The sequence below is a fragment of the Allokutzneria sp. NRRL B-24872 genome, assembly GCF_002155965.1.
Taxonomy (GTDB): domain Bacteria; phylum Actinomycetota; class Actinomycetes; order Mycobacteriales; family Pseudonocardiaceae; genus Allokutzneria.
The window spans coordinates 1-15,987 of the sequence record NZ_MUMH01000231.1 but is presented as its reverse complement, the minus strand read 5'-3'; the positions used below and the strand labels follow the sequence as shown (position 1 = coordinate 15,987).

Below are 15,987 nucleotides of genomic sequence, written 5' to 3'. Positions count from 1 at the left end.
GGTCGCAGGTTCAAATCCTGTCACCCCGACAAGAAATCCCAGATCAGGCGCTGTCCACAGTAGACGTGGACAGCGCCTGATCTGCGTTTCGGGGCGTTCTGGGAGAACGGTGGTGCGGTGGACGACGTTGCCGAACTGGTCGACCGGATCTGGCGGACGGACGCGGCCAGCATGCTGGGGGCGCTCAGCAGGCGGCTCGGCGACTTCGAGCGGGCGGAGGAGGCGCTGTCGGACGCGCTGGCCGAGGCGCTCAAGCGTTGGCCGGGCGAGGGCGTGCCGGACAGCCCCACCGGCTGGCTGGTCACCACGGGCTGGCGCAAGGCCCTGGACCGGCTGCGCCGCGACGCCGTCGGCCGGGAGAAGGCGCTCTTGGTCGCCGGGGAGGCGCCACCGGAGCCGGGTGTGGACGACCGGCTGGCCATGATCTTCGCCTGCTGCCACCCCGACCTCGCCGAGCCGAGCCAGATCGCGCTCACGCTCTACGCCGCCAGCGGTCTGAGCACCGCCGAGATCGCCGCCGCGTTCCTGGTGCCGCTGCCGACGATGGCGCAGCGGCTGTCCCGGGCCAAGCGCCAGTTGCGGGAGCGCGGCATCGGCTTCGAGGTGCCGCAGCCGCACGAGTACGCCGAGCGGCTGCCAGCCGTGCTCGCGGTGATCTACCTGGTGTTCAACGAGGGCTACCTGTCCAGTGGCCGGTCGGCCCAGCGACGGGAGCTGGCCCGCGAGGGGGTCGAGCTGGCCCGCCAACTCGCCGACCTGCTGCCTCGCGAACCGGAGGTCGCCGGACTCACCGCGTTGCTGGAGCTGCACCACGCCCGCGCCGCCGCGCGGTTCGACTCGTTCGGCCGCATCGTGCTGCTCGACCAGCAGGACCGGCGGCAGTGGGACGCCGCGACGATCGAACGCGCGGTGCTGCGGCTGGGGGCGGCGGTGCGCCTCGGCCAGCCAGGGCCGTACCAGGCGCGGGCCGGTATCGCCGCGCTGCACGCGCTGGCCAGCTCCTACGAGAACACCAACTGGGCCGACGTGCGAGCGCTGTACGACCGGCTGCACGTGCTGGACCCGTCCCCGGTTGTGCTGCTGAACCGGGCGGTGGCCACGCGGTTCGCGGTGGGGCCGAGCCCCGCGCTGGACGAGGTCGACGCGCTCGGGGACCGGCTGGCCGGTTACCACCTGTGGCACGCCGCCCGCGCTGACGTGCTGGCCGCGCTCGACCGGCCGTCCGAGGCGCTGGCGTCGGCGGAGCGGGCCCTGGAACTGGCCACGAACCCCGCCGAACGCGAGCTGATGTCTCGCCGGGTGGGGGAACTGAAGCGCCAGCCGTGAGGCCAGCGCTTCAGCACCGCCCTACTCGCGGCTCAGCAACGGCCGGACCTCCACCGCGCTGACGCCGGGGGCGAGCGGCCACGTCGCCGCGACCTCCACCGCCTCGTCGATGTCATCGCACTCCAGCACGATGACCGAGCCGACGACCTCCTTGAGCTCCAGGTACGGCCCGTCGGTGATCACCGGCTCGCCGTTCGCTCCGGCGCGCACCGTCTTCGCCGTCTCGCGGGGCTGCAGCTCGATGCCGCCTTCGGCGATCTTGCCGGTCGGCTGCCACCGCTCGAACCACCCGAAGACCTGCTTCATCACGTCCTCCTCGGCAGCCGGGGACAGGGCGGCCCACTCGCGGTCGTCTCCGCAGATCAGCATCGCGTACTTCATGATCACTCCTCGTGCTCGGAAGGGCTCTGTCTCCCAGGTGACGAACGAGCGGTACCGGTTCTCGACAGGTTCCGCCGAACTCGCCGACGGAGCCAGTCGGCGATCGGGCGGATCGCCGCGTGGTGCGGGAATCCGGGTGGCGGCGTGGGGCAGGATCGGGGTGTGACGGAGCACCCCAGTACCGACATCCCCGAACGGCTCTTCGACGACCCCGAGGCCGAGGCGCGGTGGACGGAGCGGTTCACCGCCCGCCGCACGTCGTTGCCCGGCTGGGCCGAGGACGCGCCGGACCGCAACCTCTACGTCTCCAACGCCAGCGGGGTGTGGGAGGTCTACGCGTGGGACCGGGCGACCGACACCCACCGGCAGGTGACGGACCGGCCGAACGGCACCTACCACGGCACCCTCACCCCGGACGGCGAGCGGATCTGGTGGTTCGCCGACACCGACGGCGACGAGTTCGGCACCTGGGTCGCGGAGCCCTTCGCCGGGCGCGCGCAGGGAACCGAGCCGGAGCCGGGCGTGCCGGGAACGCACGCGGGCTACCCGGCGGGCCTCCAGGTGGGGTCGAAGATCGTCGCGCTCGGCATGTCCACCGACGACGGCACGACGATCTGGACGGCGCCGCTCGGCGGCGACCCGACCGTGCTCTACCAGCACGAGAACGACGCCGGAGCCGGTTCGCTGTCCAAGGACGAGCGGTTGCTGTCGATCGCGCACTCCGAGCACGGCGACTCGCGGCACCCGGCGCTGCGCGTGCTCCGCGTGGCGGACGGCTCGACCGTCGCTGAGAAGTGGGACGGCGAGGGCAAGGGCCTGGAGTCGATCGGGTTCGCGCCGATCGCGGGCGACCCCCGGCTGCTGGTGCTGCACGAGCGGCGCGGGCGCGAGGAGTTGCTGATCTGGGACGTCGAGGCCGACACCGAGTCGCTGCTGGAGTTCGACCTGCCGGGCGAGATCGTCGCGGACTGGTACCCGGACGGCTCCGGACTGCTCGTCGTGCACACGCACCAGAGCCGGAACACCTTGTACCGCTACGACTTCGCCAACGGTGAACTGTCCGCTTTGGACATTCCAAAGGGGACGGTCGGGAGCGCTTCGGCGCGGCCGGACGGGACGATCGAGTACTCGTGGTCCTCCGCGGGACGGCCGCCGGTCGTGCGCGCGATGTCGCCGGACGGCTCGGACCGCGTGCTGTTGGAGCCCGCTGGGCACAAGCCCGCGCCCTCGCAGGACCTCGAAGACGCCTTCGTGCCGGGCGAGGGCGGCCCGGTGCACGCGCTGATCGCGCGGCCCGAGGGCGCGGAAGGCCCGCTGCCGACCGTGTTCCTCCTGCACGGCGGGCCACACGCGGCGGACGAGGACCGCTTCTCCGCCTACCGCGCGGTGTGGCTGGACGCGGGCTTCGCGGTGGTGCACGTGAACTACCGCGGTTCGACCGGCTACGGCTCGGTCTGGCGCGACGCGATCGAGGGCCGCCCGGGGCTCACGGAGCTGGAAGACGTTGCTGTGGTTCAGGATTGGGCCGTGCAGTCGGGCCTCGCGGACCCGGAGCGCTGCGTGGTCAACGGCGCGTCGTGGGGCGGGTACCTGACGCTGCTGGCGCTGGGGACGCAGCCGGAGCGCTGGGCGGCTGGTGTCGCCGGTGTGCCGGTCGCGGACTACGTGGCGGCCTACGAGGACGAGATGGAACCGCTGCGCGCGTACGACCGCGCGCTCTTCGGTGGTTCGCCGGAGGAGCTTCCCGCGCTGTACAAGGAATGTTCGCCGCTGACCTACGTGGACGCGGTGCGCGCTCCGGTGCTCGTACTCGCGGGCGAGAACGACCCGCGCTGCCCGATCCGGCAGATCGAGAACTACCTGGAGCGGCTGGCCGAGCGCGGCGCCAAGTACGAGGTCTACCGCTACGACGCGGGCCACGGCTCGCTGGTGGTGGCCGAGACGATCAAGCAGACCGCGGCGGAGGTCGCCTTCACCCGGCGCGTGCTCGGGCTCTGAGCCCGAACAAGGGGACGGCCCCTCGCCTGGGGGTTACGAGGGGCCGTCACGGGAGGTGGAGCGCGGTGGCCGACCAGGTCACCGTCTCCAGCTCCGCACAGAACGGGTACCCGTGCGGCCGACCGGCCTAACGCTTGGTGCTGACCTTCACATCGCCGAAGAAGGTCCGCGCGCGCAGCCGGATGATCGGCGAGCCCGGGATGCGCGGCACCTCGGCGACGCGGATCTTCTCCGCGCCGAAGAACAGCGAGGACTCGACCTCGACCTGGACGCCCTCGGGCACGACGACCTTGACGTCGCCGAAGAACGTGCTGCCGGTGATGTCCACGACGCTCTCGGTGATCACCGCGTCACGCAGGTCCAGCCGCACGTCGCCGAACACCGAGGACACCGTGGTGCCGGAGCGCAGCGCGAAGCGGCCCTTGCGCTTGACGTCGTCGAAGACGGAGTGCCGGACGCTGCCGACGACGACCACGGTGGCGTCCTCGATCGGCGCGGGCAGCCCCGAGGTGGCCTTCTCCAGCTCGGCGAGGCTCTCCGCCTGCCACACCAGGTCGACGCGCTCGGTGAACTGGTCGAGGGTCAGCCTGCCCTGGCCGACCGCGCGCTCGAGCGCCTGCTGCGCGGCCTCCTTCGACGGCTGGAGGTTCGGGACGAGTTCGTCAGTCACGGGTTCGAGCCTAGGACCTGCTCGCGGCGGGAAAGCGCGAACTCGACGACCTGGCGGCCGACGGTTCGAAGATTGCCGGAGGTCTTCGCGTCCGAGCAGCAGCCCTCGCCGTCGAAGATGACCTCGGTGGAGTTCAGCGCGACGCCGAGCGGGGTCGGCCAGCCGCGCAGCGCGTGCACGATCGAGCGCAGCGCCGTCAGCGTGGTCACCGACGCCTGCCAGCCGTAAGCGGTGGCCACGCAGCCGACCGCGCGGCCGTCCAGGTACGGGTGCGGTTCCTGGCGCAGGTCCTCGATGTAGTCGAGCGCGTTCTTCAGCAGGCCGGACACCGTGCCGTGGTAGCCGGGCGAGACCAGGACGACGCCGTCCGCCTCGCGCACCGCGTCGACCAGCCTGCGCGCGGCCTCGGTCCGCTCGGTGACAGCGGGGTCGTAGAACGGCAGCACCAGGTCGGAGCCGGAGATCGCGATCGTGCGCGCTCCCGCCTCCTCGGCTCCCGCCAGGGCCACCCGCAGCGCGCGCTCGGACTGCGAATCCGCCCTGATCGAGCCGCCGATGCCCACCACCGTGACCGTCATGCACCTGATCCTTCCACCGCGGCGGGGCCGTCGGTCGTCGTCGTGAAGACCTTCACGCTAGGACCTCGACCTACGTTGAGGTCAAGGCTGACCACGAAAGGCGAAAAGCTGTTGAGAACAAACGGTTCCAGGAGTCTCATGGTGGGGTGGCCCTCTCTCCGTACCGGCAGGTGCTCGCTCTGCCGGGCGTGCGCCGGTTGCTGCTGATCGCGCTGTTCGCCCGCATCCCCGGCAGCGCGGTCGGTGTCGCGATGACGCTGCACGTGGTGCTGACGCTCAAGGAGGGCTACGGCGCCGCCGGGCTGGTCACCATGTTCGCGACGATCGGCATGGCGCTCAGCGGCCCCGTGTTCGGCCGGCTGGTCGACCGCAGGGGGCTGCGCCTGATGCTGGCGATCACCACGATCGGTGAGGCCACGTTCTGGTTCATCGCGCCGTCGCTGCCCTACGCGGCGCTGTTGGGCACGGCGCTGATCGGCGGCTTCCTGACGCTGCCGGTCGGCGTGACCTCGCGGCAGGCGCTGGCCGCGATCGTGCCGCCGGAGCACCGCAAGGCCGCGTTCTCGCTGGACACGATCTTCGTCGAGACCAGCTACATGCTCGGGCCCGCGCTCGGCGTGCTGATGGCCACGCAGGTCTCGACCACGCTCACGCTGGTGACCATCGGCGGCGGCCTGGTGCTCTCCGGCAGCGTGCTCTTCCTGGTCAACCCGCCGATCCGGTCGGAGAGCAGCAGCGCCGAGCCCTCTCGGCCGATCCCGCGCAAGGAGTGGCTGACCAGGGAGCTCGTCGGCGCGCTCATCATCTCGGCGGGCGCGGTCCTGGTGCTCGCGGGCACCGACGTCGCGATCGTCGCCACGCTCGAACGCCACGGCCAGGTGTCGTGGACCGGCCTGGTCATCGTGGTCTGGTGCCTGGTCTCGCTGACCGGCGGTTTCGTCTACGGCGCGATGACCAGGACGGTGCCACCGCTCGTGCTGATGACGACGATGGGCGTGCTGACCATCCCGGTCGGCATCGCCACGGACTGGTGGTGGCTGTGCCTGGCCCTTCTCCCCGCGGGCGCGCTGTGCGCCCCGCTGCTGTCGGCGACCACGGAGTGGATCAGCGGACTCGCGCCGGAGTCGGTGCGCGGTGAGGTGATGGGTCTCCAGCAGTCCGCGCTCACCCTCGGCGCCGCGATGGGCGCTCCGTTCGTCGGCGCGGTGATGGACGCGACCTCGCCCGCCATGGGCTTCGTCGCCGCGGGTGGCCTCGTGACGGTGGCCGCCGCCGCTGTGCTGTTCCTTCAGCGCCCGCGCGCGTCGGCCGCTCCGGCTTCGGCTTCCGCCAGTTCGGAGGAGAGCGTTCGCAGCGCTTCGTAGGCCCGCTCCACGACCGGGCGCACAGCGGCCGAGCGCGCGGCGTTGGCGGGGTCGGGGCGGACGACGCCGACCGGCTCGATGAGGTCGGCGGCAGCGCGCAGCGAGGGCAGTCCGCCCAGCGCGCGCCAGCCCAGCAGCGCCGCGCCCAGGCCGGAGCCCTCGCTGTCCTCGGCCAGCTCCAGGTCGGAGCCCAGGCTCGCGGAGATCACCTCGGCCCACAGCGGCGAGCGGAACGCCCCGCCCGTGGCGCGGACGCGGTCGATGGGTGCGCCCGTGGCGGCCACGGCGTCGCGGACCAGGGCGAGCTGCTGGCCGACGCCCTCGATCAGCGCGCGCACGATCTGCGCCCTGCTGTGCTCCCGGCGCAGTCCGACGATCATCGCGCGCGGGTCCGGGTCCCACCACGGAGCGCGCTCGCCGAGCAGGTAGGGCAGCGCGAGCAGACCGCCAGCGCCGGGCGGCACGCTCTCCGCCTCGGCGAGCAGCGAGCCGATGTCGTTGGTACCGAACGTTTTCGCGGCCCACGCGGCGACACTGCCGCCGTTGCTGATCGCGCCGCCGAGCACCCACAGGCCCTCGCCGATCGCGTAGCAGAACACCCGGCAGTGCTCGTCGATCCCGGGCTCGTCGCGGACGACGCGCAGCGCGCCGCTGGTGCCGAGCGAGAGCGCGGCCATGCCCGGGACGACCGCGCCGACGCCGAGGTTGGCCAGCGGGCCGTCTCCCCCGCCCGCGACGACGGGCAATCCCGTTGGCAGGCCGTCGATCCGCGCGGTGAGCGGCAGGACGTCGGTGGGCGCCAGCAGCTCCGGGAGCTGGTCGGCGGTGATCCCCGCGAGCCGCAACGACTCCGGGTGCCAGTCGAGGGTGCGCATGTCCATCAAGCCGGAGCCCGACGCGTAGGAGTGCTCGGTGGCGAGGCGGCCGGTGAGGTGCAGCAGCACGAAGTCCTTGAGGCTGCACCACGTCACGGCTCGCACGTCGGTCTTCTCGTGGAACCACACGAGCTTCGACAGCGGGGCGAACGGGTGCACGGGCGTGCCGGTCGCGCGGTGCAGCTCAGCTCCGGCGGGGCTGCCCTTGATGCGCGCGGCTTGGTCGGCGGCGCGGTTGTCCGCCCAGCTGACCGCGTGCGTGAGCGGGTTGTTGTTGGCGTCCAACGCCATCAGCGTGTGCATGGCGCCGGTCAGCGAGAGCCCCGCGACCACGAGGCCTTTCTGTCCACAGTGGACAACGCACTCGGTCAGCGCCTCGAGTGCGGCGGTGAGCACCTGGCGAGGGTCGTGCACGGCCTCGCCGGGGTGCTCGCCGAGCATGGGACAACCACGCTCGGCGAGCACGTGGACCGTTGCGGAGGCATCAGCGGCGACCACCTTCGTCGCCGTGCTGCCCAGGTCGATCCCGAGCATTACCCGTGTCGTCACGGGTTCTTCTTACCAGTGCTCAGACCAGCGACTCGGCGATCTCGTAGGTGTTGAGCGCCGCGCCCTTGCGCAGGTTGTCCCCGCACACGAAGAAGTCCAGCGTGTTCGGGAAGTCCAGCGCCTGGCGGATGCGGCCGACGTAGGTCGGGTCGCCGCCGACGACGTCCGCGGGCGTGGGGAACACGCCGTTGGCCGCGTCGTCGACCAGCCGGATGCTGGGCTGCGCCGCGAAGATCTCCCGAGCGCGCTCGACGGTGACCTCCTCGGCGAAGACCGCGTGCACGGCGAGCGAGTGCGTGGTGACCACGGGGACGCGCACGCAGGTCGCGGAGACCTTCAGGTCCGGGATGCCCAGGATCTTGCGGGACTCGTTGCGGACCTTCAGCTCCTCGCTGGACCAACCGCCGTCGCGCTGCGAGCCCGCCCACGGGACCACGTTGAACGCCAGCGGCGCCGGGAACGGGGAGTCCGAAGAGGACAGTCCGGCGGCTTCGAGCGCTTCGCGCACGTCACCGGCGCGGTTGCCGACGCCCTTGCCGGCCACGGCCGCCGCCTCCGCGTACAGGCGGTCGATACCGTCCTGACCAGCTCCGGAAGCGGCCTGGTAGGAGGCGACGACCAGCTCGCGCAGCCCGAAGGTGTGGTGCAGCGCGCCGAGCGCGGCCATCATCGACAGCGTCGTGCAGTTGGGGTTGGCGATGATGCCGCGCGGCCGGTTGGCGACCTGGTCGACGTTCACCTCCGGCACCACCAGCGGCACCTCGTCGTCCATCCGGAACGCGCCGGAGTTGTCCACGGCGACCGCACCGCGCGCGGCGGCGATCGGCGCCCACTCGGCGGAAACCGCGTCCGGGACGTCGAACATCGCGACGTCGACGCCGTCGAATGCCTCGGCGGAGAGCGCGATGACCTCGAGGGACTCACCGCGAACGGTGATCCGCTTGCCGGCCGAGCGCGGGGAGGCGATCAGCCGGATCTCCCCCCACGGCACGGAGTCGCGGCCGTTGATGATGTCGATCATGACCGTGCCGACGGCTCCGGTCGCGCCGACGAGGGCGAGGGTGGGACGAGTGCTCATCGGTGCTTACCTCCCGGTCCCGGCGTAGACGACGGCTTCCTCGGTGCCGCCGAGGTCGAACGCCTCGTGCAGCGCGCGCACGGCGTCGTCGAGCTGGGTGTCGCGGCAGACCACCGAGATGCGGATCTCCGAGGTGGAGATGATCTCGATGTTGACCCCGGCCTTGGCCAGCGCCTCGCAGAAGACCGCGGTGACGCCGGGGTGCGAGCGCATGCCCGCGCCGATCAGCGAGACCTTGCCGACGTGCTCGTCGAAGAGGACCTGCTCGAAGCCGATCTCCTCGCGCACCTTCTCCAGCTGCTCGACCGCGGTCGCGGCGTCGGTCTTGGGCAGCGTGAAGGTCAGGTCGGTGCGACCGGTGGCGACCTGGGAGATGTTCTGCACCACCATGTCGATGTTCAGCTCGGCCTCGGCGATCACCCGGAAGATCCTGGCTGCCACACCCGGGTGGTCCGGGACGCCGGTGACGGTGATCTTGGCTTCGGACCGGTCGTGCGCGACGCCGGTGATCATGGCCTGTTCCACGGGAAGGTCCTCCATGGACCCGGACACGATGGTTCCGGGCTTGTTGTTGAACGACGAGCGGACATGGATGGCGACGTTGTTGCGGCGCCCGTACTCGACGCAGCGCAGCATCAGCACCTTCGCGCCGCACGCGGCCATCTCCAACATCTCCTCGTAGGTGATGTTGTCGAGCTTCTTGGCGTTGGGCACGATGCGCGGGTCGGCGCTGTAGACGCCGTCCACGTCGGTGTAGATCTCGCAGACGTCGGCGCCGAGCGCGGCGGCCAGCGCGACGGCCGTGGTGTCGGTGCCGCCCCTGCCGAGCGTGGTGATGTCCTTGGTGTCCTGGCTGACGCCCTGGAAGCCGGCGACGATGGTGATCGCGCCCGCGTCGATCGCCTCCTGGATGCGGCTCGGCGTGACGTCGATGATGCGCGCCTTGCCGTGCACCGAGGTGGTGATCACCCCGGCCTGCGAGCCGGTGTAGGAGCGGGCCTCGGCGCCGAGCGAGTGGATCGCCATCGCCAGCAGCGACATCGAGATGCGCTCGCCCGCGGTGAGCAGCATGTCCATCTCGCGGTCCGGCGGGACCGGGGACACCTGGCTGGCGAGGTCGAGCAGGTCGTCGGTGGTGTCGCCCATCGCGGAGACCGCGACGACCACGTCGTTGCCCGCTTTGCGCGTCTCGACGATCCGTTCGGCCACTCGTTTGATTCGTTCAGCGTTTTCCAGCGATGATCCGCCGTACTTCTGGACGACGAGCGCCACCGAACCTCCTCCGGACGACGGCCCGGCCGAGCCCGCACGGGTGGCGCGGGCGCGACGGATGGGCCTTCTTCACAGGCTGTACCTGGACCGCGCCATCGCAGTCTCCGCGCAAGCCTACTCACCTGGGCCACCCCGTCCACCAGTGCGTTTTCGCACTTCGCCAACGCCATCACCTCGGAGAACGCCTTCCCTCGACGGCGTGTCGCGGGCCTGCGTGTGGCAGAGCCCACGACGACGCGCCGGGCTGAACGGAGATCCGTTCGCCGCTCAGCGCCCGAGGTGGAGGATCTTCGGTGCCACGGGTGATGAGCCGGTGCCCGCCGACCCGCGCGGGCGTGACGGTTTTCACACTGACTGAAGGGGTTCTCGTGACGGACCTGAGTGCGCACCGGCCCGCGGAGTCGAGCGCGCCGCTGCACGAGCTGATCCGCGACCGGTGGAGCCCTCGCGTGCTCGACCCGAAGGCGGAGATCACCGACGACCAGCTGCGCGCGTTGTTCGAGGCCGCGCGCTGGGCGCCGTCGTGGGGCAACAGCCAGCCCGCGCGCTACCTGGTCGGCAGGCGGGGTGACGAGACGTTCGAGCGGATCTTCGCGACGCTGACCCGGGGCAACAAGAGCTGGGTCGCACCAGCGGGCGCGTTGGTGCTCGGGATCGCCAAGACCCGCAACGACGAGGGTGAGCCGATGCCCTACGCCGAGTACGGGTTGGGCCTCGCGACGCAGAACCTGGTGTTGCAGGCGGTGGCGGAAGGCCTTGTGGCGCACCAGATGGCGGGCTTCAGCGCCGAGGCGGCCAAGGCGGCCTTCGAGCTGCCGGAGGGCGTGGAACCGTTGGTGGCCATCGCGATCGGCCACTTCGGCGACGGCGCCGACGTGGACCCCTCGATCGTCGAGCGCGACACCAAGCCACGTCAGCGCAAGCCGCTGTCGGAGCTGGTTTTCGGTGCGGGGTGGGGAGATCCCGCGTTCTAGGCGGTGACCCGGCGCAGCAGCTTCACCACGAGCGCCGTGGCCACCAGCCAGAAGATCGCCGCCGCTCCGTAGTTCACCAGCACCGCCGTCTCCGGGCGCTCCGCCGGGAACAGGTCGCGGAAGGCGAGCGCCAGCGGATCGGCCCACGCGCGGACGAACCGGGTGATGCCGTTGTCCGGGTTCGCCCCGCCGACCGTGAGGATCACGTGCACGACGAGCAGCGCCGCGATCAGCGTGCCCGCCCAGCGGATGACCTGGGCGAGCACGCCGAGGACCGCCTTGGTCGGCACGGCGCCCCCGCCCTTGCGGCGCTCAGCGTGGTTGGCCATGCCGGCGAGTCTGGCAGGACATCAGGCCCTCCGGCGCAACAACCTCACCACGATTCCCGTCACCACCAGCCAGAACACGATGGCCATGCCGTAGTTGAGCAGCAGGTCCATCGTGGCGTTGCCCGTGGCGAACAGGTTCACGAACCACAGCGCCAGCGCGCTCGCGGCACTGGCCACGAACTGCACGAGCGCGTTGGCCTCGTTCACCGAGACCATCACGAAGATGACGTGCGCGAGCAGGATGAGTGCGATGACCGTGCCGATCGCCCGAACGACGGACGCGACTACCGAGCCACCACTGCGAACGCGGTCCCTGGCAACCATGAGGACGTCCCTTCCCTCGGCGGGTGTCACCCGACCGTGTACCCCTCCCACCGGTTTCCTAAGCGCCCCACACCGCCTCCGCCGTATCCCTGAATGACTCGTTCAGGTACTTGAACTCCCCCAATGACCCCTTCAGGTACCTCAACGCGCTGAATGAGTCATTCAGGTACCTGAGCCGCACCAAACGAGCCGTTCACCAACCACCCCAACGCCCTGAACGGGCCGTTCAGGCACCTGAGAACGCACTGAACGGGTCGTTCAGGGCTACCAGCGCACCAAACGGGTCGTTCAGGGCTACCAGCGCACCGAAGGGGTCGTTCGGGGCTTTGGCGGAGTGCCAGGAAGGCCCAGGATGTGGGACGTGGGTTTCATCCACCGGCCCGCGCATGGTTAGTCTGGCGGCGTGGCGGGTGTCCTGCTCCTTCTTCGCCGCGACGGGGTCTGACCCAGACCGGCCCCCCGTCGCGGGATTCGGCTGCGGCCCCACGCCCGCCGGTCGACTCTTCCCCGGCAGCAGGAGCTCCCTCAGCGATGACGATCGACCCCGCCACCTTCACCTCGGCGACCAGCAGGCTGAACACCCCCTCCCGGCCCGCGCCCTCGGACCAGCCCGTGTGGAACACCCAGCGCGGCAGCTCGATGCCCTACCACCGCTACCGCCCATTCGCGGAGCTCGTGGAGCCGATCGCGCTGACCGACCGCAGCTGGCCGGACAAGGTCATCGACCGGGCGCCGCAGTGGTGCGCGGTGGACCTGCGCGACGGCAACCAGGCGCTGATCGACCCGATGTCGCCCGCGCGCAAGCGGCGGATGTTCGACCTGCTCGTGCGCATGGGCTACAAGGAGATCGAGGTCGGTTTCCCGGCCGCGAGCCAGACCGACTTCGACTTCGTCCGCGAGATCATCACCGATGACGCCATCCCGGCGGACGTGACGATCCAGGTGCTGACGCAGTGCCGCGCCGAGCTGATCGAGCGCACCTTCCAGGCGCTGGAGGGCGCGCACAGCGCGATCGTGCACATCTACAACTCGACCTCGGTGCTCCAGCGGCGCGTGGTGTTCAACGCCGAGCGCGCGGGCATCATGAAGATCGCCACCGACGCCGCGCACCTGGTGCAGGAGCTGGCGGGCAAGCAGTCGGAGACGAACTTCCGCTTCGAGTACTCGCCGGAGTCCTACACGGGCACCGAGCTGAGCTACGCCGCCGAGGTGTGCAACGCGGTCACCGGCATCTGGCAGCCGACGCCGCAGAACCCGGCGATCATCAACCTCCCCGCGACGGTGGAGATGGCCACCCCCAACGTCTACGCGGACTCCATCGAGTGGATGCACCGCAACCTGGAGCGCCGCGACTCGGTGGTGCTGAGCCTGCACCCGCACAACGACCGCGGCACCGGGGTGGCCGCCGCCGAGCTGGGCTACCAGGCCGGGGCCGACCGCATCGAGGGCTGCCTGTTCGGCAACGGCGAGCGCACCGGCAACGTGTGCCTGGTGACCCTGGCGATGAACCTGTTCAGCCAGGGCATCGACCCGCAGGTCGACCTCTCCGACATCGACGAGGTCCGCCGCACCGTCGAGTACTGCAACCAGCTGCTGGTTCCCGAGCGCCACCCCTACGGCGGCGACCTGGTCTACACGGCCTTCTCCGGCAGCCACCAGGACGCGATCAAGAAGGGCTTCGAGGCCCTGGAGCGCGAGGCCAAGGCCGCCGGCGAGCACGTGGACGACTTCCCGTGGGAGGTCCCCTACCTGCCGATCGACCCGAAGGACGTCGGCCGCAGCTACGAGGCCGTGATCCGGGTGAACTCGCAGTCCGGCAAGGGCGGCGTCGCCTACGTGATGAAGGCGGAGCACCAGCTGGACCTGCCGAGGCGGCTGCAGATCGAGTTCTCCAAGCTCGTCCAGGAGGTCACCGACAACGAGGGCGGCGAGATCGACCCGAAGGGCATCTGGGACGTCTTTGCCACGGAGTACCTGGACCGCGTCGCGCCCGTGCGCCTCGTGCGGCACCGCCTGTCCGACGACGGTCAGGGCCACGACGAGATCGAGGCCGTCGTCCGCGTCGAGGACGAGGACCACGAGGTCAGCGGTCGCGGCAACGGCCCGATCGCGGCGTTCGTCGACGCGCTGGCCACCGTGGGCTACGACGTCCGCGTGCTGGACTACGCCGAGCACGCCATGTCCGCCGGCGACGACGCCCGCGCCGCGGCCTACGTGGAGACCACCATCGGCGACCGCGTCCTCTGGGGCGTTGGCGTGGACGGCTCGATCGTCACCGCGTCGCTGCGCGCGGTCCTCTCCGCCGTGAACCGCGCCTTCCGCTGAGCAAGTACCCACCGTTCGCGGGCATTGAGTCCGCGAACGGTGGGTATTGCCCGGTGGTGCGGCTGCGGCGGAGTGACCCGGACGGTCCTGGACTGACCAGGAAGCGGTGCGGGCGCGGGTTCCGGTACTTCGACCGCCACGGCCCCGTCGACGATCCCGAGGTGGTGCGGCGGGTCAAGGAGCTGGTGATCCCGCCCGCCTGGCAGGACGTGTGGATCTGCGCGGCGCCCAACGGGCACATCCAGGCCGTCGGAGTGGACGAGGCCGGGCGCAAGCAGTACCTCTACCACCCGTCGTGGACCGAGCGCCGTGACTCGGAGAAGTTCGACCGCGTGCTCAAGCTCGGCGCGCGCATGCCGAAGGTGCGCGAGGAGATCGCGGCGCGGCTCGACACCAAGGGGCTGACCAGGGATCGCGTGCTCTCAGCCGCCGTGCGCCTGCTGGACGTGGGTGCCTTCCGCTCGGGCGGGCACGCCTACGCGAAGGAGAACGGCAGCTTCGGGCTCTCGACGCTGCTGCGCGAGCACGTGACGCTGAGCCGGGGCCGCGTCCGGATGCGCTACGTGGCCAAGGGCGGGCTGGACCGGGACGTGGTGATCGACGACGAGCAGGTGCGCGAGGTGGTTCGCGGACTGCTGCGGCGCGGTGATCGAAATCCGGAGCTCCTGTCCTATTGGGACGGTCGGCGATGGCACAACGTGCGTTCTCCGGATATCAACGACCACATCCGCGAGATCACCGGAGGTCCATTCACGGCGAAAGATCTCAGAACGTGGAATGGCACGGTGCTGGCGGCGATCGCGCTGGCAGCGGGCCCGCGACCGGATTCCGAGCGCGGCCGGCAACGCGCTGTGACGGCGGCGATGCGCGAAGTGTCGGAAGAGCTGGGAAACACACCGGCCGTGTGTCGCAAATCCTATGTGGACCCGTATGTGATCGATGCCTTCGCGCACGGAATTCCGACGGGCAGTAGAGTGCTACGAGGCTGTTCGGGTGAACTCGAGTCGAGCGACACCCGGGACGGCGCCAGGAACAGGGTGGAACGCGCGGTGCTGGCACTGCTGCGCAGGGCTCGCCGAGAGCTGGGGCCACCGAGCACCAACTGAGGACTTCCTGAAGATGTCCGCGTGGCAGGTGCCCCGCGGCCGACGTGAGGCGTTACTGGAATCGTGTCCTTCGCCCAGGCTCCCGAGCTGGCGCTGCTGATGATGTTCATCATCGCGGCGGTGCCGCTGTTGCCGACCGAGGCCGCCGTCATCGGCTGCGCGGTCCTGGCGGCCAACGGCGAGGTGCACCTGGTCACGGTGATCCTCGTGGCCACGGCGGGCTGCCTGGCGTCGGACCTGTTCAACTACTCGATCGGCAGCAGGCTCGGCATGCGCGCGGTCAGGCGCTTCGACGCCAAGCCGCGCACCGCCGCCGCGCTCGGCTGGCTGCGCAGGCAGCTGGACAACCGGGGCGAGCCGATGATGGTGGCCGGGCGGTTCATCCCCGGCGGCGGCATCGTCGGCGCGGTGCTCGCGGGCGCGTTCCGGATGGGCATGCCCAGGTTCCTCCCGGTGGCCACGATCGGCTCCGCGCTCTGGTCCACCTACGCCACGCTGATCGGCTACACCGGCGGCCAGCTGATCTCCGAGCCGTTCGTCGCGATCGCGCTCTCGATCGGGATGACCGTGCTGGTCAGCCTGCCGATCGGCTACGCGGTCAAGCGCGCGCAGGCCAAGGACGCCGTGCGCGAGCGCGCTGCCGCGGACTACCGCTCCGGCGCCCTCTGACCGTAGGTCGACAGCCGGTCGACAGCCTCGGCCATCCGCTCCTCCCCCAGCACGCGCGGCAGCAATCCTGCCGAGTGCACGCGCAGGGCCACGTCGCACAGCCATTCCAGGTACTTCGCGCGCTCGTAGGCGTCGTCGAGGGTGCTGCCGAGGACCACGGCGCCGTGGT

At 70.8% G+C, this 15,987-nt stretch carries 15 protein-coding genes and 1 pseudogene; 7 read left to right on the top strand and 9 right to left on the bottom strand.

What is annotated here, in order from left to right:
- Positions 1-117 precede the first annotated feature (117 nt).
- A complete protein-coding gene (locus CCN37_RS36665; RefSeq protein ID WP_210408376.1) occupies positions 118-1,326 on the top strand; it encodes an RNA polymerase sigma factor in 1,209 nt (402 codons plus the stop codon).
- A gap of 21 nt (positions 1,327-1,347) precedes the next feature.
- Here the strand turns inward: CCN37_RS36665 and CCN37_RS36660 are convergent, their stop codons facing one another.
- Positions 1,348-1,707: a YciI family protein gene (locus CCN37_RS36660; protein WP_086829933.1), complete on the bottom strand. Its 360-nt coding sequence runs from the start codon at positions 1,705-1,707 to the stop codon at positions 1,348-1,350.
- A 162-nt stretch (positions 1,708-1,869) separates the two neighbouring features.
- Between CCN37_RS36660 and CCN37_RS36655 the strand changes: the two genes are divergently transcribed.
- Positions 1,870-3,705, top strand: a complete 1,836-nt coding sequence (locus CCN37_RS36655; RefSeq protein ID WP_086829930.1) for a prolyl oligopeptidase family serine peptidase — start codon at positions 1,870-1,872, stop codon at positions 3,703-3,705.
- A gap of 127 nt (positions 3,706-3,832) precedes the next feature.
- Here the strand turns inward: CCN37_RS36655 and CCN37_RS36650 are convergent, their stop codons facing one another.
- Both CCN37_RS36650 and CCN37_RS36645 read right to left on the bottom strand, forming a co-directional pair.
- Complete coding sequence (locus CCN37_RS36650) at positions 3,833-4,375, bottom strand: DUF1707 domain-containing protein (protein ID WP_168201030.1); 543 nt, start codon at positions 4,373-4,375, stop codon at positions 3,833-3,835.
- On the bottom strand, positions 4,372-4,953 hold the full coding sequence (locus CCN37_RS36645; protein ID WP_086829928.1) for an NADPH-dependent FMN reductase: 582 nt from the start codon (positions 4,951-4,953) through the stop codon (positions 4,372-4,374). The genes CCN37_RS36650 and CCN37_RS36645 overlap by 4 nt, the downstream gene beginning before the upstream one ends.
- Positions 4,954-5,099: 146 nt before the next feature.
- Here CCN37_RS36645 and CCN37_RS36640 point away from each other — a divergent pair, with 146 nt between their 5' ends.
- Positions 5,100-6,317, top strand: a complete 1,218-nt coding sequence (locus tag CCN37_RS36640; RefSeq protein ID WP_086829926.1) for an MFS transporter — start codon at positions 5,100-5,102, stop codon at positions 6,315-6,317.
- Here CCN37_RS36640 and CCN37_RS36635 read toward each other — a convergent pair.
- The 3 genes from CCN37_RS36635 to CCN37_RS36625 are packed head-to-tail and all read right to left on the bottom strand — an operon-like array spanning position 6,242 to position 10,091.
- Complete coding sequence (locus tag CCN37_RS36635; RefSeq protein WP_246843528.1) at positions 6,242-7,741, bottom strand: gluconokinase; 1,500 nt, start codon at positions 7,739-7,741, stop codon at positions 6,242-6,244. The genes CCN37_RS36640 and CCN37_RS36635 overlap by 76 nt on opposite strands.
- Before the next feature lie 19 nt (positions 7,742-7,760).
- A complete protein-coding gene (locus CCN37_RS36630; RefSeq protein WP_086829923.1) occupies positions 7,761-8,819 on the bottom strand; it encodes an aspartate-semialdehyde dehydrogenase in 1,059 nt (352 codons plus the stop codon).
- Positions 8,820-8,825: 6 nt separating this feature from the next.
- Positions 8,826-10,091, bottom strand: a complete 1,266-nt coding sequence (locus CCN37_RS36625; RefSeq protein WP_086829921.1) for an aspartate kinase — start codon at positions 10,089-10,091, stop codon at positions 8,826-8,828.
- 368 nt (positions 10,092-10,459) lie between these two features.
- Here CCN37_RS36625 and CCN37_RS36620 point away from each other — a divergent pair, with 368 nt between their 5' ends.
- Positions 10,460-11,065 carry a nitroreductase family protein gene (locus CCN37_RS36620; RefSeq protein ID WP_246843527.1) on the top strand — a complete coding sequence of 202 codons (606 nt, stop codon included), beginning with the start codon at positions 10,460-10,462 and terminating at the stop codon, positions 11,063-11,065.
- On the opposite strand, the gene CCN37_RS36615 is transcribed toward CCN37_RS36620, so the two are convergent.
- Positions 11,062-11,394 (bottom strand): YggT family protein, encoded by a 333-nt coding sequence (locus CCN37_RS36615; protein ID WP_086829917.1) that lies wholly within the window; start codon positions 11,392-11,394, stop codon positions 11,062-11,064. The two genes, CCN37_RS36620 and CCN37_RS36615, sit on opposite strands and share 4 nt — an antisense overlap.
- Before the next feature lie 21 nt (positions 11,395-11,415).
- Positions 11,416-11,718, bottom strand: a complete 303-nt coding sequence (locus CCN37_RS36610) for a hypothetical protein (RefSeq protein ID WP_086829914.1) — start codon at positions 11,716-11,718, stop codon at positions 11,416-11,418.
- Positions 11,719-12,249: 531 nt separating this feature from the next.
- Here CCN37_RS36610 and leuA point away from each other — a divergent pair.
- The 3 genes from leuA to CCN37_RS36595 all read left to right on the top strand — a co-directional run bounded on the left by leuA (position 12,250) and on the right by CCN37_RS36595 (position 15,818).
- On the top strand, positions 12,250-14,043 hold the full coding sequence (gene leuA, locus CCN37_RS36605; protein WP_086829912.1) for a 2-isopropylmalate synthase: 1,794 nt from the start codon (positions 12,250-12,252) through the stop codon (positions 14,041-14,043).
- A gap of 56 nt (positions 14,044-14,099) precedes the next feature.
- Positions 14,100-15,149, top strand: a complete 1,050-nt coding sequence (locus CCN37_RS36600) for a DNA topoisomerase IB (RefSeq protein WP_086829937.1) — start codon at positions 14,100-14,102, stop codon at positions 15,147-15,149.
- Between the two features lie 63 nt (positions 15,150-15,212).
- Positions 15,213-15,818: a DedA family protein gene (locus CCN37_RS36595; protein WP_246843526.1), complete on the top strand. Its 606-nt coding sequence runs from the start codon at positions 15,213-15,215 to the stop codon at positions 15,816-15,818.
- Here the strand turns inward: CCN37_RS36595 and CCN37_RS40380 are convergent.
- Positions 15,797-15,987 (bottom strand): annotated as a pseudogene (locus CCN37_RS40380) (class II aldolase/adducin family protein); the annotation flags it as partial. The gene CCN37_RS36595 and the pseudogene CCN37_RS40380 sit on opposite strands and share 22 nt — an antisense overlap.